Source organism: Bradyrhizobium cosmicum (assembly GCF_032290525.1).
In the GTDB taxonomy this organism is placed as follows: domain Bacteria; phylum Pseudomonadota; class Alphaproteobacteria; order Rhizobiales; family Xanthobacteraceae; genus Bradyrhizobium; species Bradyrhizobium cosmicum_A.
Genome location: NZ_JASXTA010000001.1, coordinates 106,008 through 129,260, shown reverse-complemented (window position 1 = coordinate 129,260; position 23,253 = coordinate 106,008). Strand labels below are relative to the sequence as shown.

Annotated in this window: 22 protein-coding genes and 1 pseudogene; 5 read left to right on the top strand and 18 right to left on the bottom strand. The window is 64.4% G+C overall.

What is annotated here, in order from left to right; all coding sequences use genetic code 11:
* Window positions 1-2: 2 nt before the first annotated feature.
* The 11 genes and pseudogenes from QSV46_RS00570 to QSV46_RS00520 form a co-directional block, all read right to left on the bottom strand.
* Window positions 3-929: a Gfo/Idh/MocA family oxidoreductase gene (locus QSV46_RS00570; protein ID WP_314944948.1), complete on the bottom strand. Its 927-nt coding sequence runs from the start codon at window positions 927-929 to the stop codon at window positions 3-5.
* Window positions 926-1,689: pseudogene (locus QSV46_RS00565) on the bottom strand (FadR/GntR family transcriptional regulator). Before QSV46_RS00565 ends, QSV46_RS00570 begins: the two are co-directional and overlap by 4 nt.
* Window positions 1,686-2,666 carry a galactofuranose ABC transporter, permease protein YjfF gene (gene yjfF / locus QSV46_RS00560; protein WP_314944942.1) on the bottom strand — a complete coding sequence of 327 codons (981 nt, stop codon included), beginning with the start codon at window positions 2,664-2,666 and terminating at the stop codon, window positions 1,686-1,688. The pseudogene QSV46_RS00565 and the gene yjfF overlap by 4 nt, the downstream one beginning before the upstream one ends.
* Window positions 2,663-3,655, bottom strand: coding sequence for an ABC transporter permease (locus QSV46_RS00555; protein WP_314944940.1), 993 nt, complete (start codon window positions 3,653-3,655; stop codon window positions 2,663-2,665). The genes yjfF and QSV46_RS00555 overlap by 4 nt, the downstream gene beginning before the upstream one ends.
* Window positions 3,652-5,196: a sugar ABC transporter ATP-binding protein gene (locus QSV46_RS00550; RefSeq protein ID WP_314944937.1), complete on the bottom strand. Its 1,545-nt coding sequence runs from the start codon at window positions 5,194-5,196 to the stop codon at window positions 3,652-3,654. The genes QSV46_RS00555 and QSV46_RS00550 overlap by 4 nt, the downstream gene beginning before the upstream one ends.
* Before the next feature lie 115 nt (window positions 5,197-5,311).
* Window positions 5,312-6,277, bottom strand: a complete 966-nt coding sequence (gene ytfQ, locus QSV46_RS00545) for a galactofuranose ABC transporter, galactofuranose-binding protein YtfQ (RefSeq protein ID WP_314944934.1) — start codon at window positions 6,275-6,277, stop codon at window positions 5,312-5,314.
* Window positions 6,278-6,667: 390 nt separating this feature from the next.
* Window positions 6,668-7,840: a fumarylacetoacetate hydrolase family protein gene (locus QSV46_RS00540; protein WP_314944931.1), complete on the bottom strand. Its 1,173-nt coding sequence runs from the start codon at window positions 7,838-7,840 to the stop codon at window positions 6,668-6,670.
* 112 nt (window positions 7,841-7,952) lie between these two features.
* On the bottom strand, window positions 7,953-8,930 hold the full coding sequence (locus QSV46_RS00535; RefSeq protein ID WP_314944928.1) for a HEAT repeat domain-containing protein: 978 nt from the start codon (window positions 8,928-8,930) through the stop codon (window positions 7,953-7,955).
* Window positions 8,931-8,932: 2 nt separating this feature from the next.
* Window positions 8,933-9,166: a ferredoxin family protein gene (locus QSV46_RS00530; protein WP_008141081.1), complete on the bottom strand. Its 234-nt coding sequence runs from the start codon at window positions 9,164-9,166 to the stop codon at window positions 8,933-8,935.
* 32 nt (window positions 9,167-9,198) lie between these two features.
* Window positions 9,199-10,941 carry a fumarate reductase/succinate dehydrogenase flavoprotein subunit gene (locus QSV46_RS00525; RefSeq protein WP_314944868.1) on the bottom strand — a complete coding sequence of 581 codons (1,743 nt, stop codon included), beginning with the start codon at window positions 10,939-10,941 and terminating at the stop codon, window positions 9,199-9,201.
* Between the two features lie 103 nt (window positions 10,942-11,044).
* Window positions 11,045-11,818, bottom strand: coding sequence for a ferredoxin--NADP reductase (locus QSV46_RS00520; RefSeq protein WP_314944866.1), 774 nt, complete (start codon window positions 11,816-11,818; stop codon window positions 11,045-11,047).
* 200 nt (window positions 11,819-12,018) lie between these two features.
* Between QSV46_RS00520 and QSV46_RS00515 the strand changes: the two genes are divergently transcribed.
* The 5 genes from QSV46_RS00515 to QSV46_RS00495 all read left to right on the top strand — a co-directional run bounded on the left by QSV46_RS00515 (window position 12,019) and on the right by QSV46_RS00495 (window position 16,665).
* Window positions 12,019-12,315, top strand: a complete 297-nt coding sequence (locus QSV46_RS00515; RefSeq protein ID WP_314944864.1) for a gamma-butyrobetaine hydroxylase-like domain-containing protein — start codon at window positions 12,019-12,021, stop codon at window positions 12,313-12,315.
* A gap of 201 nt (window positions 12,316-12,516) precedes the next feature.
* Window positions 12,517-13,293 (top strand): Crp/Fnr family transcriptional regulator, encoded by a 777-nt coding sequence (locus QSV46_RS00510; RefSeq protein ID WP_314944861.1) that lies wholly within the window; start codon window positions 12,517-12,519, stop codon window positions 13,291-13,293.
* A gap of 182 nt (window positions 13,294-13,475) precedes the next feature.
* On the top strand, window positions 13,476-14,897 hold the full coding sequence (locus tag QSV46_RS00505) for an ABC transporter substrate-binding protein (protein WP_314944858.1): 1,422 nt from the start codon (window positions 13,476-13,478) through the stop codon (window positions 14,895-14,897).
* Entirely contained in the window at window positions 14,894-15,796 is a 903-nt protein-coding gene (locus QSV46_RS00500; protein ID WP_409997130.1) for an ABC transporter permease, read from the top strand. The genes QSV46_RS00505 and QSV46_RS00500 overlap by 4 nt, the downstream gene beginning before the upstream one ends.
* Window positions 15,793-16,665 (top strand): ABC transporter ATP-binding protein, encoded by an 873-nt coding sequence (locus tag QSV46_RS00495; RefSeq protein WP_314944854.1) that lies wholly within the window; start codon window positions 15,793-15,795, stop codon window positions 16,663-16,665. Before QSV46_RS00500 ends, QSV46_RS00495 begins: the two co-directional genes overlap by 4 nt.
* A 175-nt stretch (window positions 16,666-16,840) precedes the next feature.
* On the opposite strand, the gene QSV46_RS00490 is transcribed toward QSV46_RS00495, so the two are convergent.
* The 7 genes from QSV46_RS00490 to QSV46_RS00460 form a co-directional block, all read right to left on the bottom strand.
* Window positions 16,841-17,899, bottom strand: a complete 1,059-nt coding sequence (locus QSV46_RS00490; protein WP_314944852.1) for a YeiH family protein — start codon at window positions 17,897-17,899, stop codon at window positions 16,841-16,843.
* Between the two features lie 111 nt (window positions 17,900-18,010).
* Window positions 18,011-18,229, bottom strand: a complete 219-nt coding sequence (locus tag QSV46_RS00485; RefSeq protein WP_092023917.1) for a hypothetical protein — start codon at window positions 18,227-18,229, stop codon at window positions 18,011-18,013.
* A gap of 167 nt (window positions 18,230-18,396) precedes the next feature.
* Window positions 18,397-19,110 carry an ABC transporter ATP-binding protein gene (locus tag QSV46_RS00480; RefSeq protein WP_314944847.1) on the bottom strand — a complete coding sequence of 238 codons (714 nt, stop codon included), beginning with the start codon at window positions 19,108-19,110 and terminating at the stop codon, window positions 18,397-18,399.
* Window positions 19,107-19,862 (bottom strand): ABC transporter ATP-binding protein, encoded by a 756-nt coding sequence (locus QSV46_RS00475; RefSeq protein WP_314944844.1) that lies wholly within the window; start codon window positions 19,860-19,862, stop codon window positions 19,107-19,109. Before QSV46_RS00475 ends, QSV46_RS00480 begins: the two co-directional genes overlap by 4 nt.
* 2 nt (window positions 19,863-19,864) lie before the next feature.
* Window positions 19,865-20,884 (bottom strand): branched-chain amino acid ABC transporter permease, encoded by a 1,020-nt coding sequence (locus tag QSV46_RS00470; RefSeq protein WP_314944842.1) that lies wholly within the window; start codon window positions 20,882-20,884, stop codon window positions 19,865-19,867.
* Entirely contained in the window at window positions 20,881-21,783 is a 903-nt protein-coding gene (locus tag QSV46_RS00465; protein WP_314946427.1) for a branched-chain amino acid ABC transporter permease, read from the bottom strand. Before QSV46_RS00465 ends, QSV46_RS00470 begins: the two co-directional genes overlap by 4 nt.
* Window positions 21,784-21,882: 99 nt before the next feature.
* The gene (locus QSV46_RS00460; protein WP_314944840.1) at window positions 21,883-23,142 is read right to left on the bottom strand and encodes an ABC transporter substrate-binding protein; all 1,260 of its coding nucleotides are present in this window, start codon (window positions 23,140-23,142) and stop codon (window positions 21,883-21,885) included.
* Window positions 23,143-23,253 lie beyond the last annotated feature (111 nt).

Sequence of the window (23,253 nt, the reverse complement as noted above, 5' to 3'; positions counted from 1 at the left end):
TTCTAATCCACAAACGGTTCGACGATCGTGCGCCTGCCAAGCAGGAAGGCATCGGCGACGAGACGCAGCGGCGCCAGATCGACGTCGCTTGCGCCTGTTGCGGCGAGATCGACGAAGCGCCGGTACAACTCCCGATATTCCTCATCGGGCGCCTCGGCAACGGTCTTGCCGTCGACCGCCATGCGCCTGCCGCCGCCGGATAGCGTCAAGCGGCCCCGGTCGGTTTCAACGAGGATATCCCAGCTCTGCGGCCCGGTCTGGCGGAAGTCGAACTCCGCGGCAATGGGCAGGCCGCTGATGTCAGTCAGCGTCAGGTTCGCGGCGATCGGCGCCTGGCGGTTGGCGGGAAAGGCCAGCTCGGCCGCTGTGACGAACACCTGATGCGGCAGGACCTTGGTCAGGATCGACAGTGCGTTGATGCCGGGGTCGAACACGCCAAGGCCGCCCGGTTCCCAGATCCAGTCCTGCCCGGGATGCCAGACACGGACATCTTCTTTCCAGTCGATGTGCACCGACTTGATGTGCCGCTCAGCGAGCCATTGCCGCGCCGGCTCGACTGCCGGTGCATGGCGCGAATGCCAGGTCGCAAACAGCGTACGCTTGGCCTGCCTCGCCATCGCTACAAGCGGATCGAGCTCGGCAACACCGGTGCCCGGCGGCTTCTCCAGCATGACATGCTTGCCGGCGGCGAGCGCCGCGGCCGCCTGAGCGCGGCGCACCTGCGGCGGCGTGCAGAGCGACACGGCGTCGATCGGCGGTCCCTTCTCCAGCAATTCTTCGATGGTGGCGAAATGCGGCAGTCCCGGCAGCGATGCATTGCGGCTGGCGACGGCCGCCAGCGTTGCGCCCGGTACCGCGGCGATCGCGCCGACATGCTGGTCCCGCGCGATCTTGCCGAAACCGACGATGGCAATGCGAAGTTCAGTCACGCTTGCTCTCCAGTGTCCGCGGATGGAGCGCCTCGGCCGGCGCGGTGCCCTCGTGGCGGCGCATGCCGTTGTGAATGACATAGACCATCGCCTCTGATGCTGCGTCCGCATTGCCTTCCACGATGGCATCGACGATCTTCTGATGCCAGAGCAGCACGGTGTCACGATCCTCAGGCTCGACCGGAGCGCTGAGCAGGAACGAGGCGCGCAGCGCGGCTTCGATGACATGGCCGATCGAGCGCATGAACAGATTGCCCGAGGCGCGCGCCACGGCAACATGAAGCGCGAGGTCGGCATCGGCGAAACTCACCGAGTCAGACGCTTCACGCCGCATGCGCTCCATGCTGCGACGGAGCTCGGCGACGTCGTCCTCCGACCGCTGCGCGGCCGCCAGCATGGCCGCGCGCGGCTCGACCGCCAGACGAATCTCGGCGAGGTCGTTGAGGAAGCGCTTGTCGATGCCGGCATCGAGATGCCAGGCCAGCACGTCAGCATCGAACATGTTCCAGGCGGTGCGCTCGCGCACGACGGTGCCGACGCGGGCCTTGGTGGTGAGGAGACCCTTGGCGACCAGCGTCTTCACGCTCTCGCGCAGCACCGGCCGCGACACGCCGAACATCGCGATCATCTCGGCATCGCCCGGCAGGCGCGTTCCCTCCGCGTAGCGGCCCGCGATGATGTCGACGCCGATCGACCGGGCGACCTCCGCATGGTTGGAGTGGGCCCGCCGGGTCGGGATGACGACGATGCGTGAGGTCATGTGGCAGCTCCCGGGCGTTTCGCCGCGGGCCGGCGCGCCAGCGCGACCAGCCCCTGCTGCAAGGCGATGAAGGCGAACAGCAGCACACCTGTCGCGATCTTGGTCCACCAGCTCGACAGCGTGCCGTCGAAATTGATGTAGGTCTGGATCATGCCCTGGATCAGCACGCCGAGGAAGGTGCCGATCACCGAGCCCTGCCCGCCCGTCAGCAGCGTGCCGCCGATCACGACCGCGGCGATGCTGTCGAGCTCGACGCCGACGGCCGAGAGCGAGTAGCCGGCGCTGGTGTAGAAGGAGAAGACGATGCCGGCGATGCCCGCGAGCAGGCTCGACAGCATGTAGATTTTGATCGTCATCTTGCCGACCGCGACGCCCATCAAGCTCGCCGTCGTCCGGCTGCCGCCGAGCGCATACACATTGGCGCCGAACCTCGTGAGCTGCAGCAGCAAGGCGCCGCCGATCACGATCACGAGCATGATGATCGCAATCGCCGTCAGCCGTCCGCCGCCGGGCATCCGCAATGCGAAGTCCGACACGGTCGAGTAGACCGGCGCGGTGATCGGCACCGATTCCGTCGAGAGCAGGAAGCTCGCGCCACGGGCGAGGAACATGCCGGCCAGTGTCACGATGAACGGTGGCAGATCGAAGACATGGATGACCGCGCCCATTGCAGCCCCGAAGGCCGCCGAGAGCGCGAGGATCGCGGCGAAGGCGACCGGCGGCGGCACGCCCCAGCGCTCGATCGCCAGCGCCACGAAGACGGTGGTGAAGCCGATCACCGAGCCGACCGACAGATCGATGCCGCCGGAGATGATGACGAAGGTCATCCCGGTGGCGACGATGCCGAGGAAGGCGCTGTCGGTGAGGAGATTGCCGACCACGCGTGTCGAGGCGATGTTGGGGAATTGCACGGCGCAGAGCGCAAAGCCTGCGACAAGAACGATGGCCGTGATCAGGACGGGCGGCAGCCCTTTCATGCTTTCGTCCTCCGCAGCCACGCCATCGCGCCGGCGATGCCGGACAGCTTCGGCGATTGCAGCAATAGCACAGCCAGCACCACCACCGCCTTGACCAGCAGGTTGAATTCGGGCGGATAGCCCGACAGCAAAATGCCGGTGTTCATGGTCTGGATGATCAGCGCGCCGAGCACGGCGAGCACGAGGCTGAAGCGGCCGCCGAACAGCGAGGTGCCGCCGATCACGACGGCGAGGATGGCGTCGAGCTCGAGCCAGAGGCCGGCATTGTTGGCATCCGCGCCCATGATGTCGGCCGCCGCGATCACGCCGGCGAGCGCGGCACAGATGCCGCACCAGACATAGACCGCCAGGATCATCGCACGCGTGCCGACGCCCGCGAGCTCGCTCGCCCGCGCATTGCCGCCAGTCGCCTCGATCAGCAGCCCGAGCGCCGAGCCGCGCACCACCGCGGCGGTGAGGATCAGCATCCCCAGTGCGATCGCCACCGGCACCGGCAGGCCAAGGATGGACCCATTGCCGAGCCAGACCAGATCTGGCGAAGAGAACGTCACGATGCGCCCTTCGGTGATGAGCTGGGCGATGCCGCGCCCTGCGACCATCAGGATCAGCGTCGCGACGATCGGCTGCATGCCGAGCACGGCGACGAGAAAGCCGTTCCACAATCCGCAGACGAGCCCGGCACCAAGTGCCGCCGCAAGAACGACAGGCAGGCCGTGGCTATCGGCGAGGCTCGCCGCGATCGCGCCGCAGATCGCCATCACCGCGCCGACCGACAGATCGATGCCGCGGGTCGCGATCACCAGCACCATGCCGAGCGAGAGCAGCGCCACCGGCGTGCCGCGGTTGAGCACGTCGATCAGGCTGCCGAACAGGCGGCCGTCCTGGAGGCGCAGATCGAAGAATTGCGGCGACACCACGCGGTCGACGGCGAGAATGACGATCAGAGCAAGGATCTGGGCGAGGCCGCGGCGCGGCAACAGCGCTGTCATGCCCGGCCCTCATGTGCTGCGGCGGCACCATCGGCGGCGATCGCCGCCAGAATGTTGCCGACGTCGATCGCCTCGCCCGCGAGCTCCTCGACATGGGCGCGGTCGCGCAGCACGATAACGCGGTCCGAATAGGTCACGATCTCATCCAGCTCGGAGGAAATCACGAGCAGCGCCAGCCCGTCGTCGCAGAGCTCGCGGATCAGGCGGATGATCTCGGCATGCGCGCCGACATCGATGCCGCGGGTCGGCTCGTCCAGCACCAGGAGCCGCGGCGAGGTCGCAAGCCAGCGCGCCAGCAGCACCTTCTGCTGATTGCCGCCGGACAACAGCCCGACGGGACGCTCCGGATCGGGCGGACGGATGTCGAGCATCTTGACGTAGCGGCGCACGATTTCGTCCTGCTCGCGGCGCGACAACGGCCTGTGCAGGCCGCGCTTGGCCTGGAGCGCCAGCACGATGTTCTCGCGCACGGTGAGCTCGGCGACGATGCCGTCGGTTTTGCGCTCCTCCGGACAATAGCCGAAGCCGTGACGCACGCCGTCGCGCGGCGACTGGAGCCGCACGGGCGCGCCCTCCACTTTCGCCTGCCCGCGATCGGCGCGCTCGGCGCCGAACACCAGCCGCGCCGTCTCGGTGCGGCCCGAGCCGAGCAGGCCGGCAAGGCCGACGACCTCGCCATGGCGCAATTCGAGATTGAACGGCGCGACATAGCCGATCTTGCCGTAATTCGCGAAGCTCGCGCAGACTTCGCGCGCCTGATGCTCGCGCGTTGCCGCGCGGACGCTCGTCGTCTCCGCAAGCTCACGGCCGAGCATCATCCGGATCAGCTCGAGGCGCGGCAGCGAGGCGGTCTCGCGCTCGCCGACCAGACGGCCGTTGCGCAGCACGGTGATGCGGTCGGAGATCTCGTAGACCTGGTCGAGGAAGTGGCTGACGAAGGCGATGCCGATGCCACGTTTCGCGAGCTGGCGCATGATGCCGAACAGGATTTCGACCTCGTGGCGATCGAGGCTCGCGGTCGGCTCGTCCAGGATCAGCACGCGCGCGGAGAGATCGACCGCGCGCGCGATCGCGGTGACGTGCTGGATGGCCACCGAATAATTGCCAAGCGGCGCGGCGACGTCGATGTCGAGGCCGAAATCCGCGAGCAGCATCTTGGCGCGGCGTCGCATCTCGCCTTGCCGCACGATGCCGAAGCGCATCGGCTGGCGGTCGAGAAACAGGTTCTGCGCCACCGAGAGGTTCGGCAGCAGATTGACCTCCTGGTAGACCGTCGCAATGCCGGCCTGAAGCGTGGCCTTGGCCGAGCGCGGCGCAACCGCTTCGCCGCCGAGCCTGACGATACCGGCATCGCGCGGGAACACGCCGGTGATCACCTTGATCAGCGTCGACTTGCCGGCGCCGTTCTCACCAAGCAGCGCATGGATCTCGCCGGCGCGAAGCGTGAAGTCGACCTCCTGCAACGCACGCACCGCGCCGAAGCTCTTGCTGATCCCGCGTATCTCCAGCAGGGGCGAAGCAGGATCCGGGCTGTTCTCCATTGAGACGTCACTCCCACCGGCGCCCGCGGACGATGCGGACGCCCAACATACTCGTTTATGCAGCGACCACGAAGGGAGCGCCGCCGGACAACCGCCGACGGCGCAAGTCCCTGCCTCAGTAACCGAGGCCCTTCTTGCTGTCGTAGATCTTCTGCGGATCGTCGGCGGCGGTGTAGAGCTTGGACTCCGTCTGGATCCATTTCGGCGGAACCGTGCCCTTGGCCTTGAAGGCCGCGATCGCGTCGAGCGCGGGTCCCGCCATGTTCGGCGTCAGCTCGACCGTGGCATTGGCTTCGCCGGCGGCCATCGCCTTGAAGATGTCGGGGACCGCGTCGATCGAGACGGTGAGGATATCCTTGCCCGGCTTGAGGCCGGCTTCCTTCATCGCCTGGATGGCGCCAACCATCATGTCGTCATTGTGCGCGTAGACCGCGCAGATCGACTTGCCGCCGCCTTCCGCCTTGATGAAGCTTTCCATCACTTCCTTGCCCTTGGCGCGGGTGAAGTCGCCGGTCTGGCTGCGCACCACCTTCAGGTTCGCATGCTTGGCGATGGCGGTGTCAAAGCCCTTCTTGCGGTTGGCGGCGACGCTGGCGCCGACCGTGCCCTGCAATTCGACGATGTTGCAGGCCTTGGCACCGACGGTCTTGGCCAGCCAGTCGCCGGCGACCGCGCCCTCGTGCACGCTGTCTGAGGTCACGGCTGTGAGATAGAGCTCCTTGCCGGAGGGATCGATGTCGCGGTCGAGCAGCACGACCGGGATCTTGGCCTCCTTGGCTTCCTTCAGCACCGAGTCCCAGCCGGTCGAGACGACGGGCGCGAGGAAGATCGCATCGACGTTCTGCGCGATGAAGGAGCGGATCGCCTTAATCTGGTTCTCCTGCTTCTGCTGGGCGTCGGCGATCTTGAGGTTGACCTTGCGCTTGGCGGCTTCCTGCTTGGAGACCGAAGTCTCGGCCGCGCGCCAGCCGGATTCCGATCCGATCTGCGAGAAGCCGATGGTGAGCTCGGCGGCACTGGCCGGCAGCGCGAGCAACAACGCGGCCGTGGCGCAGGCCGCAAAGAGGGCTTTAGGGGTCATCAGGCGTGTCTCCCAAGTGTTTATCTCGGGCGCCGTTGGTAGCATGGCACCCGAGAACGCCCTTTCCGGGCAGCGGGAGGGACTATTTCACGGAAGTTTGGTTCCGACTAGTCATATTATCTGACTATTCTGGGTTTGGGCGCGAAGGCAGGCAGGGGGCCATCGTATGACACGCCCAGCGCGATTTTGTTCCGCGGATGCAACGGGGAGATGAACGAGCATAGCCAGCGCCACATCGTCATGGCCGGGGCTTGTCCCGGCCATCCACGGCCTTGCCATGCGGGACAAAGAACGTGGATGCCCGGGACAAGCCCGGGCATGACGACGTTCTACTGATTTCGATTGTGCAATCGCCCGCTGTCGGCGAGGCAACGTGAGGAAAAGCCGGCTCTAGATCACCTTCCGCTGCGCCAGATTCTTCATCAGCGCGCCGATGCCGAAGGTCCAGGGTTCGCACTCGTCGCTGGTGCGCATACGGTTGACCAGCTTGCCGAGCTGGGGCGCGGCGATGGTGACGATGTCGTCGCGCTTGTGGGTGAAGCCCTGCCCCGGCGCATCGCGATCCTTGACGGGGGCGAACATCGTGCCGAGGAACAGCACGAAGCCGTCAGGATATTGATGCACCTTGCCGATGGTCTGCTCGACGAGGTCGGTCGGATCGCGGCTGATCTTGCTGATCGAGGAATGGCCGTCGAGGACAAAGCCATCCGCCCCTTTCACGTTCAGGCTGATGTCGAGCTTGCGCGCGTCGTCGAGCGTGAAGGTGTCGTCGAACAGGCGCAGCAGCGGGCCGATCGCGCAGGAGGCGTTGTTGTCCTTGGCCTTTGACAGCAGCAGCGCCGAACGGCCCTCGAAGTCGCGCAGATTGACGTCGTTGCCGAGCGCGCCGCCGACGATCTTGCCGCGGCTCGAGACGAACAGCACGAGCTCGGGCTCGGGGTTGTTCCAGGTCGATTTCGGATGCAGGCCGGCATCCATGCCGGTGCCGACCGAGGACAGGGTCGGCGCCTTGGTGAACACTTCGGCATCGGGACCGATGCCGACCTCGAGATACTGGCTCCAGGCGTTCTGATCGATCAGCACCTGCTTCAGGTGCATCGCCTGGTCCGAGCCCGGCTTGAGCTTCGACAGATCGTCGCCGATCAACCGCGTCACTTCCTTGCGGATTGCTTCGGCCGAAGCCGGATTGCCCTTGGCGCGCTCTTCGATCACGCGCTCCAGCATCGAGATGGCGAAGGTGACGCCGGCAGCCTTCAGCGTCTGGAGATCGACCGGTGCGAGCAGCCAGGGCTTCCTGGAGTCGCGCCCATCCGGGGCCGTATTGGCGACGATCGCTTCGAGATCACCGATGCGCTCGCCCCTGGTCGCGGCAAGCGCCTTGGCCGGATGGTCCTCTTCGCAAAGCGCACTGACGGTCGGGAATTTCGCGGTGACGTCGAAGACGCCGTCGGCGCGCACGGCGACCACGGCCGGGCCGTTCGCCTCCGGCAGCCAGACGCGGCCAACCAGCGTTCCCTTCGTTCCATCCTCGGGGAGAAGGTCCTTCACAGTCAATGTCGTCATGGCCGGCGTCCTCGCTGTTTTTCGGACCGGCCGCGTTCGCAAGCCGCCGATCCCATTGGCGAAGACCAATAAACGTCTGACAGTGGAAGTCCAGACCGGCAGCGAAGAGCCGCTATGCCCCTGCCCGCGCCTTGCGAGCCGCGATCTGCTGCAACGCCCAGCGCGCGTTCTTGCGCACCTCAGGATCGGGATCATCGGCGATGACGGCGAGGAACGCTTCGCCGTCGTGGTGGGCGATCTCGCCGAGCGCAGCAGCCGCCTCTTTCCGCAAATTGGCCTGGTCGTGATTGATGCAATTGCCGATCGGGCGCACCGCGCGTTCGATCTTCATCCGGCCAAGGCTGCGGATCGCCTTCAGCCGCACCTGCCAGAATTCGTCGCCGAGCGAAGCGATGAGCTGGTCGGCGGCGATCGACCCGTTGACGTTGAGGCCCAGCGTTTCCGCGGCCATCTCGCGCACCATCCAGTCCGAATCCTTCAACGCGCGCGTGATCATCTCGGCCGCGGGTTTCAAGTGCGAGAATGCCAGCGCGCTCACGGCGGCGCGGCGCACATGAGCATCGGGGTCGTTGATCAGCGCGGTGAGCGCTGGAATGGATTCTTCCAGCTTGAGAAAGCCGATCACACCGATCGCCTGCACGCGCACGGCGGCGTCCGAATCCTGGAGCGCCTCCAGCGCCGGCTTCAACGTGTCCTTGCAGCGCAGCTCCTTGAGCGCGCGCAATGCGCCCATGCGGACGAAGGCGTGGGCGTGCTTGACCAGCGGCAGGATGATCTCGGCACAGGCCGGATCCTTGAACTCCGCCATGCTGTCGGCCGCAGCGGACGCAACGATTCTCTCAGGATCGACCAGCAGCTTGACCAGCGCAGCCGCCGCCTCCGGCCCGTCGAACTCGCCGAGCGCCATCGCGACCTGCTGGCGCACGCCGGCGTCGGGATCGGCGACCAAATTGGCGAGATGGCCAATGGCTGCGGGATCGCCGGAATGGCCGAGCGCGATGATGGCAACGCGGCGCTCGCCCGGATCGGCGGCCTGCAGCCGTTCGTCGGCGTCGTCGAGATCGTCGTAGGATTCGAACGGGCTCGACATGACTACCTCAGCAGATAGGGAATGTTGACCGTGACGGCGCCGGTCGGACAATCGGCTTCGCAGGGCATGCAGTACCAGCATTCGTCATAGGCCATGTAGGCCTTGCCGGTCATGTCGCTGATGCGCAGCACGTCGAGCGGACAGACGTCGACACAGACGGTGCAGCCCTTGTCGGCAATGCATTTGGCGTCGTCGACGACCACCGGAACCGATGTCTGATAGGACGCGAGAGGCATCAAGAGTCTCCTGTTTGCTATATTCTGGTGGGTCAGGCGGTGGCGCGGATGCGCTGCTTGTCGTAGAGGTCCTTCTCGTCGTCCGCGATCGGCACGACATAGGGCTCCACCGCCCGCTTCTCGCTGGTCATCTTGCCGTTCTGCTGGCTCAGCAGCGTGTGGCAGAACCAGTTCTCGTTGTCCTTCTCCGGGAAATCCGTGCGCCAGTGGTAGAGGCCCCAGCGGCTCTCCTCGCGATACAGCGAGGCGTGCACCGCCATGTCGGCGCAGTCCATGATCGACTGCACTTCGAGGGCGCGGAGCAGCTCGTGCGCGTTGCGGGCGATCATATGCTCCTGCATGTCCTGCCGCGTCTCGGCGAGGCGGCGCATGCCGAGCTCGTATTTGCGCGTGACCTTCGGCGGCTGGAGATAGTCGTTGACGAGGCGGCGGGTCTTGTACTCGACCTGGTTCGGCGGAATGCCGTCCTCGCGCTTCGTTGGCGCCAGCACGCGGTCGCGCTCCTTGGCCACGTCCTGCGCATCGAACTCAGCAAAGTCGTGGTTGTCGGCGAACTCCATCGCGTCGATCCCGGCGACCGAGCCGTTGGTGAAGGCGCCGAGCATGTAGTTGTGCGGCACGCTCGCCATGTCGCCGGCGGCGTAGAGGCCAGGCACCGTGGTGCGGGCATTGTCGTCGACGAACACGCCGGAGGCGCTGTGGCCGGAGCAGAAGCCGATCTCGGAAATGTGCATCTCGATCGACTCGTTGCGGTAGTCCACGCCCCGCCCCTGCTGGAACAGGCCGCGCGTCGGACGCTCGACCTTATGGAGCGTGGATTCGATCTCGGAAATGGTGTCGGGATGGAGATGCTTGAGCTGGAGGAACACCGGGCCCTTGCCTGACAGCAGCTCGTTGTAGAATTCCAGCATCATCTGGCCCGACCAGTAGTCGCATTCGATGAAGCGCGAGCCCTCGTTGTTGGCGGTGAAGGCGCCGAACGGACCGGCGACATAGGCGCAGGCCGGGCCGTTATAGTCCTTGATCAGCGGGTTGATCTGGTAGCATTCGAGGTTCGCCAGCGCGGCGCCGGCGTGATAGGCCATGGCGTAGCCGTCGCCGGAATTGGCGGCGTTCTCGTAGGTGCCGAACATGTAGCCGGAGGTCGGCAGACCGAGCCGGCCGGCCGCGCCCATGCAGAGGATCACGGCCTTGGCCTTGATCACTAGGATCTCGGCGGTGCGGGTGTTGACGCTGATCGCGCCGGCGATGCGGCCGTCGGCAGATTTCAGCAGCCGCGTCGCCATGTAGCGATTGGAGATCAGGATGCGGGCGCGGCGGAGCTGACGGTACAGCGCCTTCTTCACGGTCTCGCCGTTCGGCATCGGCAGCACGTAGGTGCCGATGTGATGCACCTTCTTGACGGCGTAGTCGCCGTTCTCGTTCTTCAGGAAGCGGATGCCAAAACTGTCGAGCTCTTCGATGATCTTGTAGCAGTTCTGCGCGTATTTATAGACCGCCTTCTGATCGACGATGCCATCATTCGCAATGGTGATTTCCTTGGTGTACTGCTCCGGCGTCGCGTAGCCGGGGATGACGGCGTTGTTGAGCCCGTCCATGCCCATCGAGATCGCGCCGGAGCGCTTGACGTTGGCCTTCTCGAGCAGGACGACATTGGCCTTCGGGTTCTTCAGCTTCGCCTTGAGTGCTGCCATCGGGCCGGCAGTGCCGCCGCCGATCACCAGCACATCGCAGGAGACCTCCGAAAGTCCGTCGACGATCTGATCTAGTGCCATCGCTTGCTCCTGGTTCGCCGGCAGACCCGGCGCCTTTGCATCAGATTTGTTCAGGGGGCTTTCCGGCGATAGCAATTAGTTGTCGCCGGAGACCGATTTGTCCTCAGCGCTCGACGAAGGCCTTTTCGACGACGAAATGGCCGGGCTGGCTGTGATTGCCCTCGGCAAAACCGCGCGCGGAAAACATCGCCGGGAGCTCCTCCAGCATCGCCGGACTGCCGCACAGCATGATGCGGTCGGTCTCGATATCGAGGCCGGATTGCCCAATGTCGTCGAACATCTGGTTCGAAGCGATCAAATCGGTGATGCGGCCGCGGTTCCGGAACGGCTCGCGGGTGACGGTCGGGTAGTAGACCAGCTTGTCGCGGATCAAGGGTCCGAAGAATTCGTGGTTGCGCAGGCCTTCGACGAGGTGCTCGCCATAGGCAAGCTCGGAGACCTGGCGGCAACCATGGGCCAGCACGATGGCCTCGTAATTCTCGTAGACGTCGGGATCCTTGATCAAACTGGCGAATGGTGCGAGCCCCGTTCCGGTCGAGAGCAGCAGCAGGCGCTTGCCCGGAATGAGGTTGCCGGTGATCAGTGTGCCAGTCGCCTTGCGGCCGACCAGGATGATGTCGCCTTCCCGGATCTTCTGGAGCCGCGAGGTCAGCGGGCCGTCCTGCACCTTGATCGAGAAGAATTCGAGCGCCTCCTCGTGATTGGCGCTGGCCATGCTGTAGGCCCGCATCAACGGCTTGCCCTCGACCTCGAGTCCGATCATGGCGAACTGGCCGTTCTGGAAGCGGAAGCCGGGATCGCGCGTCGCGGTGAAGCTGAACAGGGAGTCGGTCCAGTGCCGGACCGACAGAACCGTTTCCTGCTGAAATGCGCTCATGGTCTCTCCTTCTCGATGGCGCACAAGGTTTCGGAGAGAGCAGAGTCCGGCAATTCGGAAGTGAAATTTCCGGTCGATTAGTTTCACATTTTGCAGGTGGTGGCTGAAGAGCAGGCACTGCCGCTGCCGAGACCGGCAATTAGTTGCTATTCGCGCGCGTCCGCGCCAACGTAGAAAGACGTCGGAGGCTCCTCACGACCATGACCCTGGTGGTACCAACAGTGAGAGACTACGAAGCAAGCGCCGATCTCGCGACGCTCCTCGTCCGCACCACGCAGGATGACGCGTTGAGCCTGCCTGCCGAAAAGCTCCGCCTCTCCTGCAAATGCGCCCACTGCACCCGCGCCCGCTTCGACGGCCGCTTCCCTGAAGCGTTTCCGGGCATTGCCATCGTCGAGATCGGTGACCTCGGTTATGGGCTGAACATCTCGTTTTCGGATGGGCACAACCGGGGGATTTACCCCAAGGCGTATTTGCTGAGCCTGGCGGGGCGATAGGACCAAATCGCTCCACCGTCTCCGCCGTCATTCCCCGAAGGCGGGGAATCCAGTACGCCGCGGCTTCTCCGTACCCCACTAACGTCTCTGGAATACTGGATCGCCCGCTTTCGCGGGCGATGACAGCGGAGTGGGTGGCCCCAACCCCGACTGGCACGGACATTGCTCCTCTTTAGAACGGTTTCAACGTTCCGGAGGCGCATGATGTTGCAGGCGGCCAATGTGGTTCGCGGGGCGGTTCCCCCGGCAGTCCGGCCTGCCGGTGGCTCCTCCCTGCTGCTCACCGAAAACCAGCAATGGATCGGCGGGCCGCCGCCGCTGATGGACAAGCTCAGCCAGCGCGAACGCGAGCTGGTGCTGAAGCAGGGCCGCCGCAAGGTGCTCAACCGCGGCCAGACGCTGTTCAGCCAGGGCGGCAAGCATGACGGCATCTGGCTGATCGAAAGCGGCCGTATCCGGGTGTTCTATACCTCGCCGCTCGGGCGCGAGATCACGCTGGCCTATTGGCATGTCGGCAATTTCGTCGGCGGGCCCGAAGTGTTCGAAGGCACCGTGCATCAATGGTCCGGAGTCGCATCCAGCAATTGCAGCGTCGTGCACCTGCCCGGAAAAGAGTTGCGGTCGCTTGCCGTCGAGATCCCCAATCTCGCGATCGGGCTCATCGAGGGCCTCACCTTCAAGGGCAAATGCTATTCGGCGCTGGCCCAGATGCTGGGAACACGTTCGATCACGCAGCGCCTCGCACACCTGCTGCTGCATCTCGTCGAGCTCTACGGCGTCGAGGATGCCGACGGGCGGGTGATCGCGGCCGCCTTCACCCATGCCGACATCGCCCACATGGTCGGTGCCACCCGACAATGGGTCACGATCAGCCTGAAGCGCATGCAGGAGAAGGGAATCGTCGTCACCAAGCGGTCGCAGATCGTGGTCTGCCGGCCCGACGTGCTGGAGGAGATGCGCGGCCAAGGGGCTGACTAGAGGAGGGCAGCGACCTGCGCCGGTGCACAGGCAAGCGGCTTTATAGTGCAGAACTGCCCAAGGAGTATGCAATCAGCTTTTCCCGGCAACTAATCGACTGCGCTCATCATTCCGGATTTGCCCTGCCGGTGCCCTCACCCGATCATGGCAACCACAGCACATCCAACGGAATGAGGATGAGAATGGTCCGCCATCTTCCCACGCTCTCGATCGCGATGTCGGTGACGTCGCTGGCGCTTCTCCTTGCGCAGCCGGCTTCGGCGGAAACAGTCACGCTCGGTATCGGAACGCAGGACACCACGACCAACACCGTGACCGCCGGCGTCGTCATCCGCCAATTGCACCTCCTCGAGAAATACCTGCCGAAGGAGGGCAAATACGCCAACATCAAATTCGAGCTCGAGTGGCAGAATTTCACCTCCGGCCCGCCCGTCACCAACGCGATGATGGCGAACAAGCTGCAGATCGGCATGATGGGCGACTATCCGCTGATCGTGAACGGCTTCACTTTCGACAGCAATCCGGAAAGCAAGAGCCGCCTGATCGGCATCGCCGCCTACAGCCTCTCCGGCTCCGGCAACGGCATGGTCGTCCACAAGGATTCGCCCTACTACGATCTCGCCGATCTCAAGGGCAAGCTGGTCAGCGTGCCCTTCGGCTCCGCCGCGCACGGTATGGTACTGAAGGCGATGCAGGACCGCGGCTACGCGTCCGACTTCTTTCAGTTGGTCAGCCAGAGCCCGGAGGTTGGCTCGACCAACCTCCAGGAGAAGAAGATCGACGCGCATGCCGACTTCGTTCCGTTCGCCGAGCTCTTGCCCTTCCGCGGCTTCGCGCGAAAGATCTTCGACGGCGTCGAGACCAATCTGCCGACCTTCCACGGCATCGTCGTCCGCACCGACTTCGCCGAGAAATATCCGGAAGTCGTCGTCGCATATTTCAAGGCCGTGATAGCCGCCAACCAGTGGCTGCGCGACGATCCCAAGCTCGCTGCCGAAAAGATCCAGGAATGGACCGGCATCAACAAGGAAGTCGTCTACATCTTCCTCGGCCCCAGCGGCAACATGACCACGGATCCCACGGTGAAGCCCGCGCTGATCGAAGCGGCCGCGACCGACGTCAAAGTGCTGCAGAATCTCGGCCGCATGAAGGAGTTCGATCCGAAAAAGTGGGTCGATGACAGCTACATCCGCAGAGCCTATGCCGAGATGAAGCTCGACTATGATGCCCAGCTTGCGAGCACCAAAAACTACGAAATTGCCGGAGAAGATGCGTTCTGCAAAAAGCCAATTGCCGATCCGCGCAAGGCTGGTGAGGTCTGGGTCGACGATGCCGGGATCCTGGCTTTCTCGTCGGCCAGCTGCACGTTAGGGGCTTATGCCGATTTCAAGGCCAAGGGCAAGAAGATCAACGTCGCCTATGTCTTCGATACCACCCGTGGCATCAAGCTGTTCGCCGACCAGGCCTTCTTCGCGGCCGGCAATGGCGAGGTCGTCCCGTTCCTGCTGAAGAAGGACGCCGAAGCCTACGCGGCCAAGATCAGCGGCAAGGTGCTCGGCTTCGATGACGCGGTGAAGGCGGCGGTCGGCGGAGGCAAGACGTGAGCAGCCCCGCCCTCGTCAGACATTCCGAGGACAGCATGTCGGCAATTGCGGAGGCGGACCCCCTGCCCGCCGTTACGACGCCCACGCCACCGCCCTCCTTCGCCACGCTTGCGCTACGCTGGTATCGGCTCAACCGAGGCGGCCTGCGCGCGACTGCGATCGGTATCATTTCCCTGCTCGTCTTCCTACTGCTCTGGCACCTGCTCACGACCTATCGCGTCGTGTTCTTCGTGCGCTTCACCAACGTGCCCTCGCCGCTCGCGGTCTATGCGAGTTTCACCAAGGCGATGCACGATCCCAAATTCCTGATGCACATTCTGCTGAGCTGCCGGCGTATCCTGGTCGGATTCTCGCTGGCCGCGATCGTCGGCGTGCCGCTCGGCTTGATCATGGGCCGCTTCAAGCTTGTCCATGAGATCATCTTCCCGGTCGCGGAAGTGCTGCGACCGATCCCGGCGATTGCCTGGGTGCCGATGGCGATCATGCTGTGGCCGACCAACGAGCAGAGCATCGTCTTCATCACCTTCCTCGGCTCGTTCTTCCCAATCCTGATCAACACGCTGCACGGCATGTCGCTGGTCGATCCCGTGCTGGTGCGCGCCGCGCAATGTCTCGGCGCGCGCGAACGCTCGATCTTCCGCGAGGTGTATTTTCCGGCCTCGCTGCCGCACATCTTCACCGGTCTCACCGTCGGCATGGGCGTCGCCTGGGTGTCGCTGATCGCGGCCGAGATGATTTCGGGGCAGTACGGCATCGGCTACTTCACCTGGGAGGCCTATTCGCTGGTCCAGTATGCCGACATCGCGCTCGGCATGATCGCGATCGGCGTGCTCGGATTGGGATCGAGCCTGCTCATCAGGGGCGCCGGGCAGTTGGTGATGCCGTGGAGGCTGAAATGAGCGACATCGTGACCAAGGCACCGCAGGGCCATATCGACGTCAGGAACTTCTCGCTGAGCTATGACAGCATCGAGGGACCGGTTCAGGCCGTCACGGATACCCAGATCCACGTCAAGCCCGGCGAGTTCGTCTCGATCGTCGGCCCCTCCGGCTGCGGAAAGTCGACGCTGCTCAACGCGGTCGCCGGCTTTCTCAAGCCGACCACGGGCGTCGTCACCGTCGACGGCGAAAGGGTCAACGGTCCCAGCGCCGAGCGCGGCATGGTGTTCCAGCAATATTCATTGTTTCCCTGGAAGACCGTGCGGGAGAACGTCGAGTTCGGCCTGAAGATGCGTGGTATGCCGCGTTCGCAGCGCGAGCGCGCGGCACGCACGCTGCTCGGGCTCGCAGGTCTGGAGGCGTTCGAGAAGCACTATCCGGAAAAGCTCTCCGGCGGAATGAAGCAGCGCGTCGGCATCGTGCGCGCACTCGCGACGGGACCGAAGGTGCTGCTGCTGGATGAGCCGTTCGGCGCACTCGACGCACAGACCCGCGTCATCATGCAGCAGATCCTCACCAACATGTGGCAGCGGCTGAAGATCTCGGTGCTGTTCGTCACCCACGACATCGACGAGGCGATCTTCCTGTCCGACCGCGTCTACTGCATGACCGCGCGCCCCGGCTCGATCAAGGCGGAGATCCCGATTCCGCTGGAGCGTCCGCGCCAGCAATCGATGATGATGTCGTCGGAGTTTCTGGCGCTGCGCCGCGGGCTGATGTCGCTGATCCGCGAGGAAAGCATCAAGGCGATGGGCGGCGAGATCACCGATATGGGCATGCAGGGGCTGAACATCGAGCTGCACGGGCACTCGCTCGCGGATGTGATTTAGTTTACCCAGCCCAGCTTACGCGGATGACGGTCTCGTAGGGTGGGCAAAGCGACTTGTCCGCCGTAGCTCGAAAAGCGAAGGCGGAAGCGTCCCCACCCTTTTCATCACGAATGCTGATACTTGGTGGGCACGGCGTTTTCGCGCCTTTGCCCACCCTACGGCAGCTTCGCTCTATTTACTTAAACCAGTGCACCAGTGCGATGCTGATGCCGAGCAGCAGCAGCAGCGACAGCGTCACGGCCGCCGTCACCCTGCCCCCGACATTGGCCAGCACCTTCACGTCAACGCCGAGGCCAAGAGCGGCCATTGACACGACGGTGAGGAAACCCGTGATCCGCGTTATCGGAGCCACTACGGATCCCGGCACGATCTCGAGCGAGCGCAGGGTCGCGAGCGCTAGGAAGCCGAGGATGAACCAGGGCACCAGGCGGAAGAAGCCGACATTGGTCTTCTTGGCGCCGGTCTGCCAACGCGAAGCGGCGAGCGAGAGGCCGACGACGACGGGCCCGAGCATCAGCACGCGCATCAGCTTCACCAGCGTGCCGATCTGCGTCGAGACGAGCCCGGCCGGGACCGTTGCCGCCAGCACCTGCGGCACCGCATAGACGGTGAGGCCCGCGAGGATGCCATATTGCGTGGCGGACAATTGCAGCAGCGGGATCAGCAGCGGCAGACCCAGCACCATCATCACGCCGAGGATCGCCGTGAACGAAATCGAGGATGCGATCTCGTCGTTGGTGGCGCCGATGATGGGTGCTACCGCGGCGATCGCGGAATTGCCGCAGATCGAGTTGCCGCAGGCGATCAGGATCGACAACCGCGTCGACAGGCCGAGCACGCGGCTGATGCCGAAGGAGATGGACAGTGCGATCACGACGACGGCCGCGATCGATGCCAGCAGCGCGATGCCCGAGGCCGCGATCGCGGCGAAGCTGATCGAGGCCCCCAGCAGCATCACCGCGACTTCAAGCAGTTGTTTGGCGCTGAAGGCGATGCCGGCCTGCCAGCGCGGCGCGGGTTTCCAGAAGCTGCGGAGCGCCATCCCGAGCAGGATGGCCATGACCAGCGCCTCGACGTAGGGATGCTCGAAAACGCCAAGTTCCGCCCGCTCAAGCAGGGCCGAAACGCCGGCGACCAGAACGCAGAGGAGAATGCCGGGGAGCAGCGCGACCATGCGGCCAATGGCGGTGGTCGGCTTGGAATCGGCCGGGCTGGATGCTTGATTCTGCGACACAAATCTCTCCCAGGGGAGAAAGATTTATACGCACGGCGATCTGATTGGGGAATAAGTTTTCGGCATATCAGGGCCGAGGGAAGTTCTATCCTCAGCCCGAAATAAACAGCTTTAGAAGATCAGGCTTTTGGCGAGCGAGGCCACTCGGCTGAAGCCGTCATAAATGCCCGGCTCGAAGAAGGCTGCGCGAGCCAGGACGATGCCGGCGACCAGGGACCAGAACACCGTGGTGCCGGCCCGCAGCAGCAGCTTTGAGGCGCGCGACTTCGGCTGGGTGTCCGTTGCGGACACCAGCTGCTCGCCGAAGGGTTCGAAACCAGTGCGTTCCATAGCTTGCGCCAATCCATCGAATCTTGAATGGAATGTCGTCGTTTCGGCCCCAAACGGCAATGGAAGCGATTGGCGTTTTTGACCCTCGACGGGGAAACTCCTTCCGCCTGGCATCCCCGAGGCAATGGTTTTGTTCTTTTGGCCGGTTTGGACGCCCCGGCGCCGGGCTACAGGGCCAGATATCGCCGCCGGATCGCCTCATTGGCCTTCAGCTCGTCGATTCCCGCGGCATAGACGATCTGGCCCTTGTCAATGACCGTGGCGTGGCTCGCCAGCCCCAGGCAGAAATGCATGTTCTGCTCGGCGATCAGCACGGTCGAACCGATGCTGCGGAGCTGGCGCAAGAGCTCGCCGATCCGCTGCACGATGATCGGCGCCAGTCCCTCGCTCGGCTCGTCCAAAAGCAGCAGCGCGGGATTGCCCATCAGGGTGCGCGCGATCGCCAGCATCTGCTGCTCGCCGCCTGAGAGCCGCCCCGCGATGCGGTGGCGCAGCGGCTCCAAGAGCGGGAATATCTCGTAGATGCGCGTGATGGACCATTCGTCCTGGCCGTCCGGACCCTTTTTCTTGCCAATGACGAGATTGTCCTCGACCGTGTGCTCCGGAAATATCTGCCGATCCTCCGGCACGAAGCCGAGGCCGGCGCGCGCGATCGTGTGCGGCTTCTGGCCCGAGATCACCTCACCGCGCAGGCTGATCCTGCCCCGCCGCGGCGGCGCAAGGCCCATGATCGCTTTCATCGTCGTCGATTTGCCGGCACCATTCCTGCCCAGTAGCGCCATGGTCTCGCCCTGCCGCACCGAGAGAGCAACGCCGAACAGGATCTGGCTCGTGCCGTAATAGACGTCGAGATCGGCAACTTCGATGACGACGGCGCTCATGCGGCGGCGCCCGCATGTTCGGTGCCTAGATAGGCCTCGATCACGGCGCTGTTGTTGCGAATCTCGTCCGGCGTGCCAGTCGCCAGAATGCGGCCATAGCAGAGCACGACGATTTTGGGCGCGATCTTGAACACGATATCCATGTCGTGCTCGATGAACACGACGGTGATCTTTTGCGTCTCCCAGAGCTCGCGCACCTTGTCGATCATGCGCCAGCGCTCTTCCGGCCCCATGCCCGCGGTCGGCTCGTCCAGCAGCAGCACCTTCGGTTCGAGCACCAAGGCAAGCGCGATATCGAGCAGCTTCTGGTCGCCATGCGACAGCGTGGCGGCGGTGCGGTTGCGCTTGCCGGCAAGGCCGAGCAGCTCCATCACATGCTCGGCGCGATCGCGCGTTTCGGGCAGCGGAAAGCGTTTGTGCAGAACCGCGGAGGTGCGCTGGTCGGCGCTGACGGCGGCGAGCATGGTCTCCTGCACCGTCAGCGATTTGAAGATGCTGGCGACCTGGAAGGCGCGGCCGATGCCGTGACGCACGATCTCCGGTGGCGAGCGCCCGGCGAGATCGACGCCGTCGAGCAGCACCTGGCCGGAATCCGGCCTCAGGGCGCCGGTGATCAGGTTGAAGAAGGTGCTCTTGCCCGCACCGTTCGGGCCGATCACCGCGGTGAGCGAACCGTCGGGGAAGTCGAGCGTGACGTCGTTGGTCGCCTTCACGCCGCCAAAGGATTTTGCGAGATTACGGATTGCCAGCATGTCTAGCGCCCCTCGCCTGTCTCATGCCGATGCGTAAACCAATCGGCGACGAAATCCAGAAGGCCTTTGCGCAGGCCGAGTGCAAAGAACAGGATGACAACGCCGAGCACGATGCCGTGGTATTCGGTGAAGCGCGTGACGGTGTCGTTGAGCAGCAGCAGGAGGACGGTGCCGACCATCGGCCCCAGGAAGGTCGAGACGCCGCCCAGCATGTTGATGAAGATGCCCTCGCCCGAGATGGTCCAATAGGCGAACTCCGGATAGGCGCCGGAGACGAACAGCGCCATCACCATGCCGCCCAACGACGCGAACAGCGCCGCCAGCACGAACACCGTCAGCTTGGCGCGCCAGACGTCGATACCGAGGAAGCTTGCGCGCGCGGCATTGTCGCGGATCATGCGCAGCGTGTAGCCGAACGGCGATTGCGCGATCTGGCGCATCGCGAGCAGGCCGAGGATCAGCAGCGCGCAGCTCGCGATGTAGAGATGGACGTGGTTGGCGAGATTGATCCCGAGGAATGCGGGACGCGGAATGCCGCCGCGCAGGCCCTGGTCGCCGCCGGTGAAGGACGCCCAGGACAGGATGGTCGAGTGGATCAGCATCTGGAACGCCAGCGTAACGAAGGCGAAGTAGATCTCCTTCAGCCGCACGCAGATCGCGCCGATCACGGCCGCGACGATCGCCGTGATCGCCAGCGTCGCGACGAAAGCCACGGGAATCGGCACGCCGAGCTTCTGCATGATCAGGCCAAAGCTGTAGGCGCCGAGGCCGAAGAACATGCCGTGGCCGAACGAGGTCAGGCCAGTGTAGCCGACCAGCAGATTGAGCGAGGTCGCGAACAGGCCGTAGGCCGAGCAGCGAATGACGAAATCGAGCAGCGCCTTGCTGCCGGTGAACAGCGGCAGGCTGGCCAGCACAGCAAAGGCGAGCAGCGCGATCAGCACGTCGCGATAGCGATGAAGCGCCGCGCTGCTGCGCACGGGCACCAGCGTCCGCGCGCGTCCGGCCTCCAGCTCGGTCATGCCGCCTCCTTGCCGAACAGGCCGGTGGGCTTTGAGACCAGCACGATCACCATGAACAGGTACATCAGGCCTTCGGTGAACAGGGGAAAGCCGAGCGAGCCGAACGAGCGGATCAGCCCGAGCAGCAGCGCACCGATCAGCGCCCCCAGGATCGAGCCCATGCCGCCGATCACGGTCACGATGAAGGACTCGATCAGTACCGAAAATCCCATCCCGGGGGTCAGCGACCGCACCGGCGCGGCCAGCGCACCGGCGAGCCCCGCCAGCATGCCGCCGAGCGCGAATACGCCGCCATAGATCAGCCCAGTGTTGATGCCGAGCGCGGAGACCATCCCGGGATTATGCGCGGCGGCGCGGATCACCTTGCCGATGCGGCTGCGCGACAATCCGATGCCGAGCACGATCGCCGCCACGAGCGCGACGCCGATCAGCAGCAGATAGTAAGGCGGCACCACGCCGCCGGCGATGAATAGCGGCATCACCTGGAACGCCGCCGGCATGCCCATCGACCTGAATTCCGGCCCCCAGATCAGCCGCACCACATCGTCGAAGATCAGCACGAAGGCGTAGCAGACGAGGAGCTGCATCAGCACGTCGGCGCCATAGACCCGGCTCATGAAGACGCGCTCGAAGACCAGGCCGAGAATGGCGGTGCCGGCTGCGCCCGCCAGCATCGCCAGCGCGAAGCTGCCGGTGAGCTGGTAGGCCGTCATCGCGAAATAGGCGCCGAACATGTAGAAGGCGCCGTGGCTGAAATTGACGATCTTGAGCACGCCGAAGATCAGGGTCAGCCCGACCGCGACCAGGAACAGCAGCATGCCGATGATGAGCCCGCTGGTGGTTTGCGTCACCAGGCAGGCGGAGCTGGAGAGGCAGCCGGCAAGCGCGTCGAGATCCACGGAAAGCACTTTCATTGCGGCGCGCCGATCATGCCGTCGCGCCTGAAGGCATCATGCAGTTGAAGCGGAGACGGCTTTCGCGGCCTCCGTTTCGTCGTCTCAGGTGTAGCCCTTGCTCTTCTTCCACTCGGCTTCGAGCTCGAGAATGGTCTTCCAGTCGCCCGCCTTGACTTCGGGCACATAGGGCTCCTGCGGGATCGTTGTCCCCCACCCGATCGCGTAGCCGATCAAGGTCTGGTCGTCGCCGCGCATGGTCACGGTGCCGTCGGCGCCGAACGGGCATTTGATGGTCAAGCCGCGCATCACCTCCGCGAGCTTCTTGCCGTCGGCCGAGTTGGCCTTTCGCGCAGCTTCCGCCATCAGCATCACCGCGGTCGCGTTCTCCCACGACCAGTTGGTCGGGTACTCGTTGTACTTGGCCTTGTAGGCATCGCCCCATGCCGCGTTCTCGGGCGTCGCCGGGAAGGTCTTGATGTAGCGGTTGCCGGAGTGGATGCCCTTCGGCAGGTTCTTCACCACGGTGAGTGCGGTGTAGTCGGCCATGTTGACCGCGAACACCTCCATCTGGCCGAACATCGCGTAGATGTTGGCCTGGTCGATATAGGAGGTGAGATCGCCGCCCCAGAGGCAGGAGTACAGCGCCTGCGGCTTGGCCTGGAGGATCTTGGTCACCACCTCGGTGTAGTCGGGCTGGAACAGCTTGGGCCAGGATTCGCTGATGATCTCGACATCGGGCGCAAAGCGCTTCAGATACAACGTGAACTCGCCCGTGGTGTCGCGGCCATAGGCATAGTCGGGCGAACAGGTCGCCCATTTCTTCAGACCCTTTGTCTTGGCGATCGCCGCCGCGTAGCTGCCGCCGATGATGGAGTCGTGCACGCCCTGCCGCGCGGTGCGGAAGGCGTTCGGAATGTGCTGCTTCGGATCGGCCGTCAGCGCCGAGGTTTCCGAATTGGTGTGGACGCAGAACACGCCGAGATCGCGCGCCACCTCGTGCACTGCGAAGGCCCCGGAGGAGGCCTCGGCGTCGATCAGCAGCTCGCAGCCATCCGTGTTGACGAGTTCGCGCGCGACGCGGGCCGCTTCCTGCGGCTGGCCTTTGGAGTCCCGGATCACCATCTCGATCTGGCGGCCCGCGAGACCGCCGGCCGCATTGATCTTGTCGACCTCCAGCATCACCGCATTGCGCGACGACGTGCCGAGCTGCGCGACGCGGCCCGACAAAATCGTCGGCATGCCGATCTTGACGGTCTTGGCTTGCGCGCGCGCCACCCATGGCGCGGCAACACTCATCGCACCGGCGCCCATCAGCGCCAGCGTTGAACGGCGGCTGATGCCCGGCGTGCGGGTTCTCGTCATTTTTCCCTCCCTCTGTCGGGTCGGCGTTTCCAAATTCCTGTCGGAGATCGTTTCGTCTCCCGTGTTCCCAACAATTTCAGAGGGTGGGGGTGACGTCAAGCCAAACATGAA

What these genes read in the sequence shown, in the direction of transcription:
- QSV46_RS00550 (WP_314944937.1), bottom strand. Translation starts at nt 5,196, where the DNA reads ATGGAGAACAGCCCGGATCCTGCTTCGCCCCTGCTGGAGATACGCGGG.
- QSV46_RS00510 (WP_314944861.1), top strand. Translation starts at nt 12,517, where the DNA reads ATGATGTTGCAGGCGGCCAATGTGGTTCGCGGGGCGGTTCCCCCGGCA.
- QSV46_RS00480 (WP_314944847.1), bottom strand. Translation starts at nt 19,110, where the DNA reads ATGAGCGCCGTCGTCATCGAAGTTGCCGATCTCGACGTCTATTACGGC.
- yjfF (WP_314944942.1), bottom strand. Translation starts at nt 2,666, where the DNA reads ATGAAAGGGCTGCCGCCCGTCCTGATCACGGCCATCGTTCTTGTCGCA.
- QSV46_RS00475 (WP_314944844.1), bottom strand. Translation starts at nt 19,862, where the DNA reads ATGCTGGCAATCCGTAATCTCGCAAAATCCTTTGGCGGCGTGAAGGCG.
- QSV46_RS00495 (WP_314944854.1), top strand. Translation starts at nt 15,793, where the DNA reads ATGAGCGACATCGTGACCAAGGCACCGCAGGGCCATATCGACGTCAGG.
- ytfQ (WP_314944934.1), bottom strand. Translation starts at nt 6,277, where the DNA reads ATGACCCCTAAAGCCCTCTTTGCGGCCTGCGCCACGGCCGCGTTGTTG.
- QSV46_RS00525 (WP_314944868.1), bottom strand. Translation starts at nt 10,941, where the DNA reads ATGGCACTAGATCAGATCGTCGACGGACTTTCGGAGGTCTCCTGCGAT.
- QSV46_RS00535 (WP_314944928.1), bottom strand. Translation starts at nt 8,930, where the DNA reads ATGTCGAGCCCGTTCGAATCCTACGACGATCTCGACGACGCCGACGAA.
- QSV46_RS00530 (WP_008141081.1), bottom strand. Translation starts at nt 9,166, where the DNA reads ATGCCTCTCGCGTCCTATCAGACATCGGTTCCGGTGGTCGTCGACGAC.
- QSV46_RS00520 (WP_314944866.1), bottom strand. Translation starts at nt 11,818, where the DNA reads ATGAGCGCATTTCAGCAGGAAACGGTTCTGTCGGTCCGGCACTGGACC.
- QSV46_RS00515 (WP_314944864.1), top strand. Translation starts at nt 12,019, where the DNA reads ATGACCCTGGTGGTACCAACAGTGAGAGACTACGAAGCAAGCGCCGAT.
- QSV46_RS00485 (WP_092023917.1), bottom strand. Translation starts at nt 18,229, where the DNA reads ATGGAACGCACTGGTTTCGAACCCTTCGGCGAGCAGCTGGTGTCCGCA.
- QSV46_RS00460 (WP_314944840.1), bottom strand. Translation starts at nt 23,142, where the DNA reads ATGACGAGAACCCGCACGCCGGGCATCAGCCGCCGTTCAACGCTGGCG.
- QSV46_RS00470 (WP_314944842.1), bottom strand. Translation starts at nt 20,884, where the DNA reads ATGACCGAGCTGGAGGCCGGACGCGCGCGGACGCTGGTGCCCGTGCGC.
- QSV46_RS00555 (WP_314944940.1), bottom strand. Translation starts at nt 3,655, where the DNA reads ATGACAGCGCTGTTGCCGCGCCGCGGCCTCGCCCAGATCCTTGCTCTG.
- QSV46_RS00505 (WP_314944858.1), top strand. Translation starts at nt 13,476, where the DNA reads ATGGTCCGCCATCTTCCCACGCTCTCGATCGCGATGTCGGTGACGTCG.
- QSV46_RS00540 (WP_314944931.1), bottom strand. Translation starts at nt 7,840, where the DNA reads ATGACGACATTGACTGTGAAGGACCTTCTCCCCGAGGATGGAACGAAG.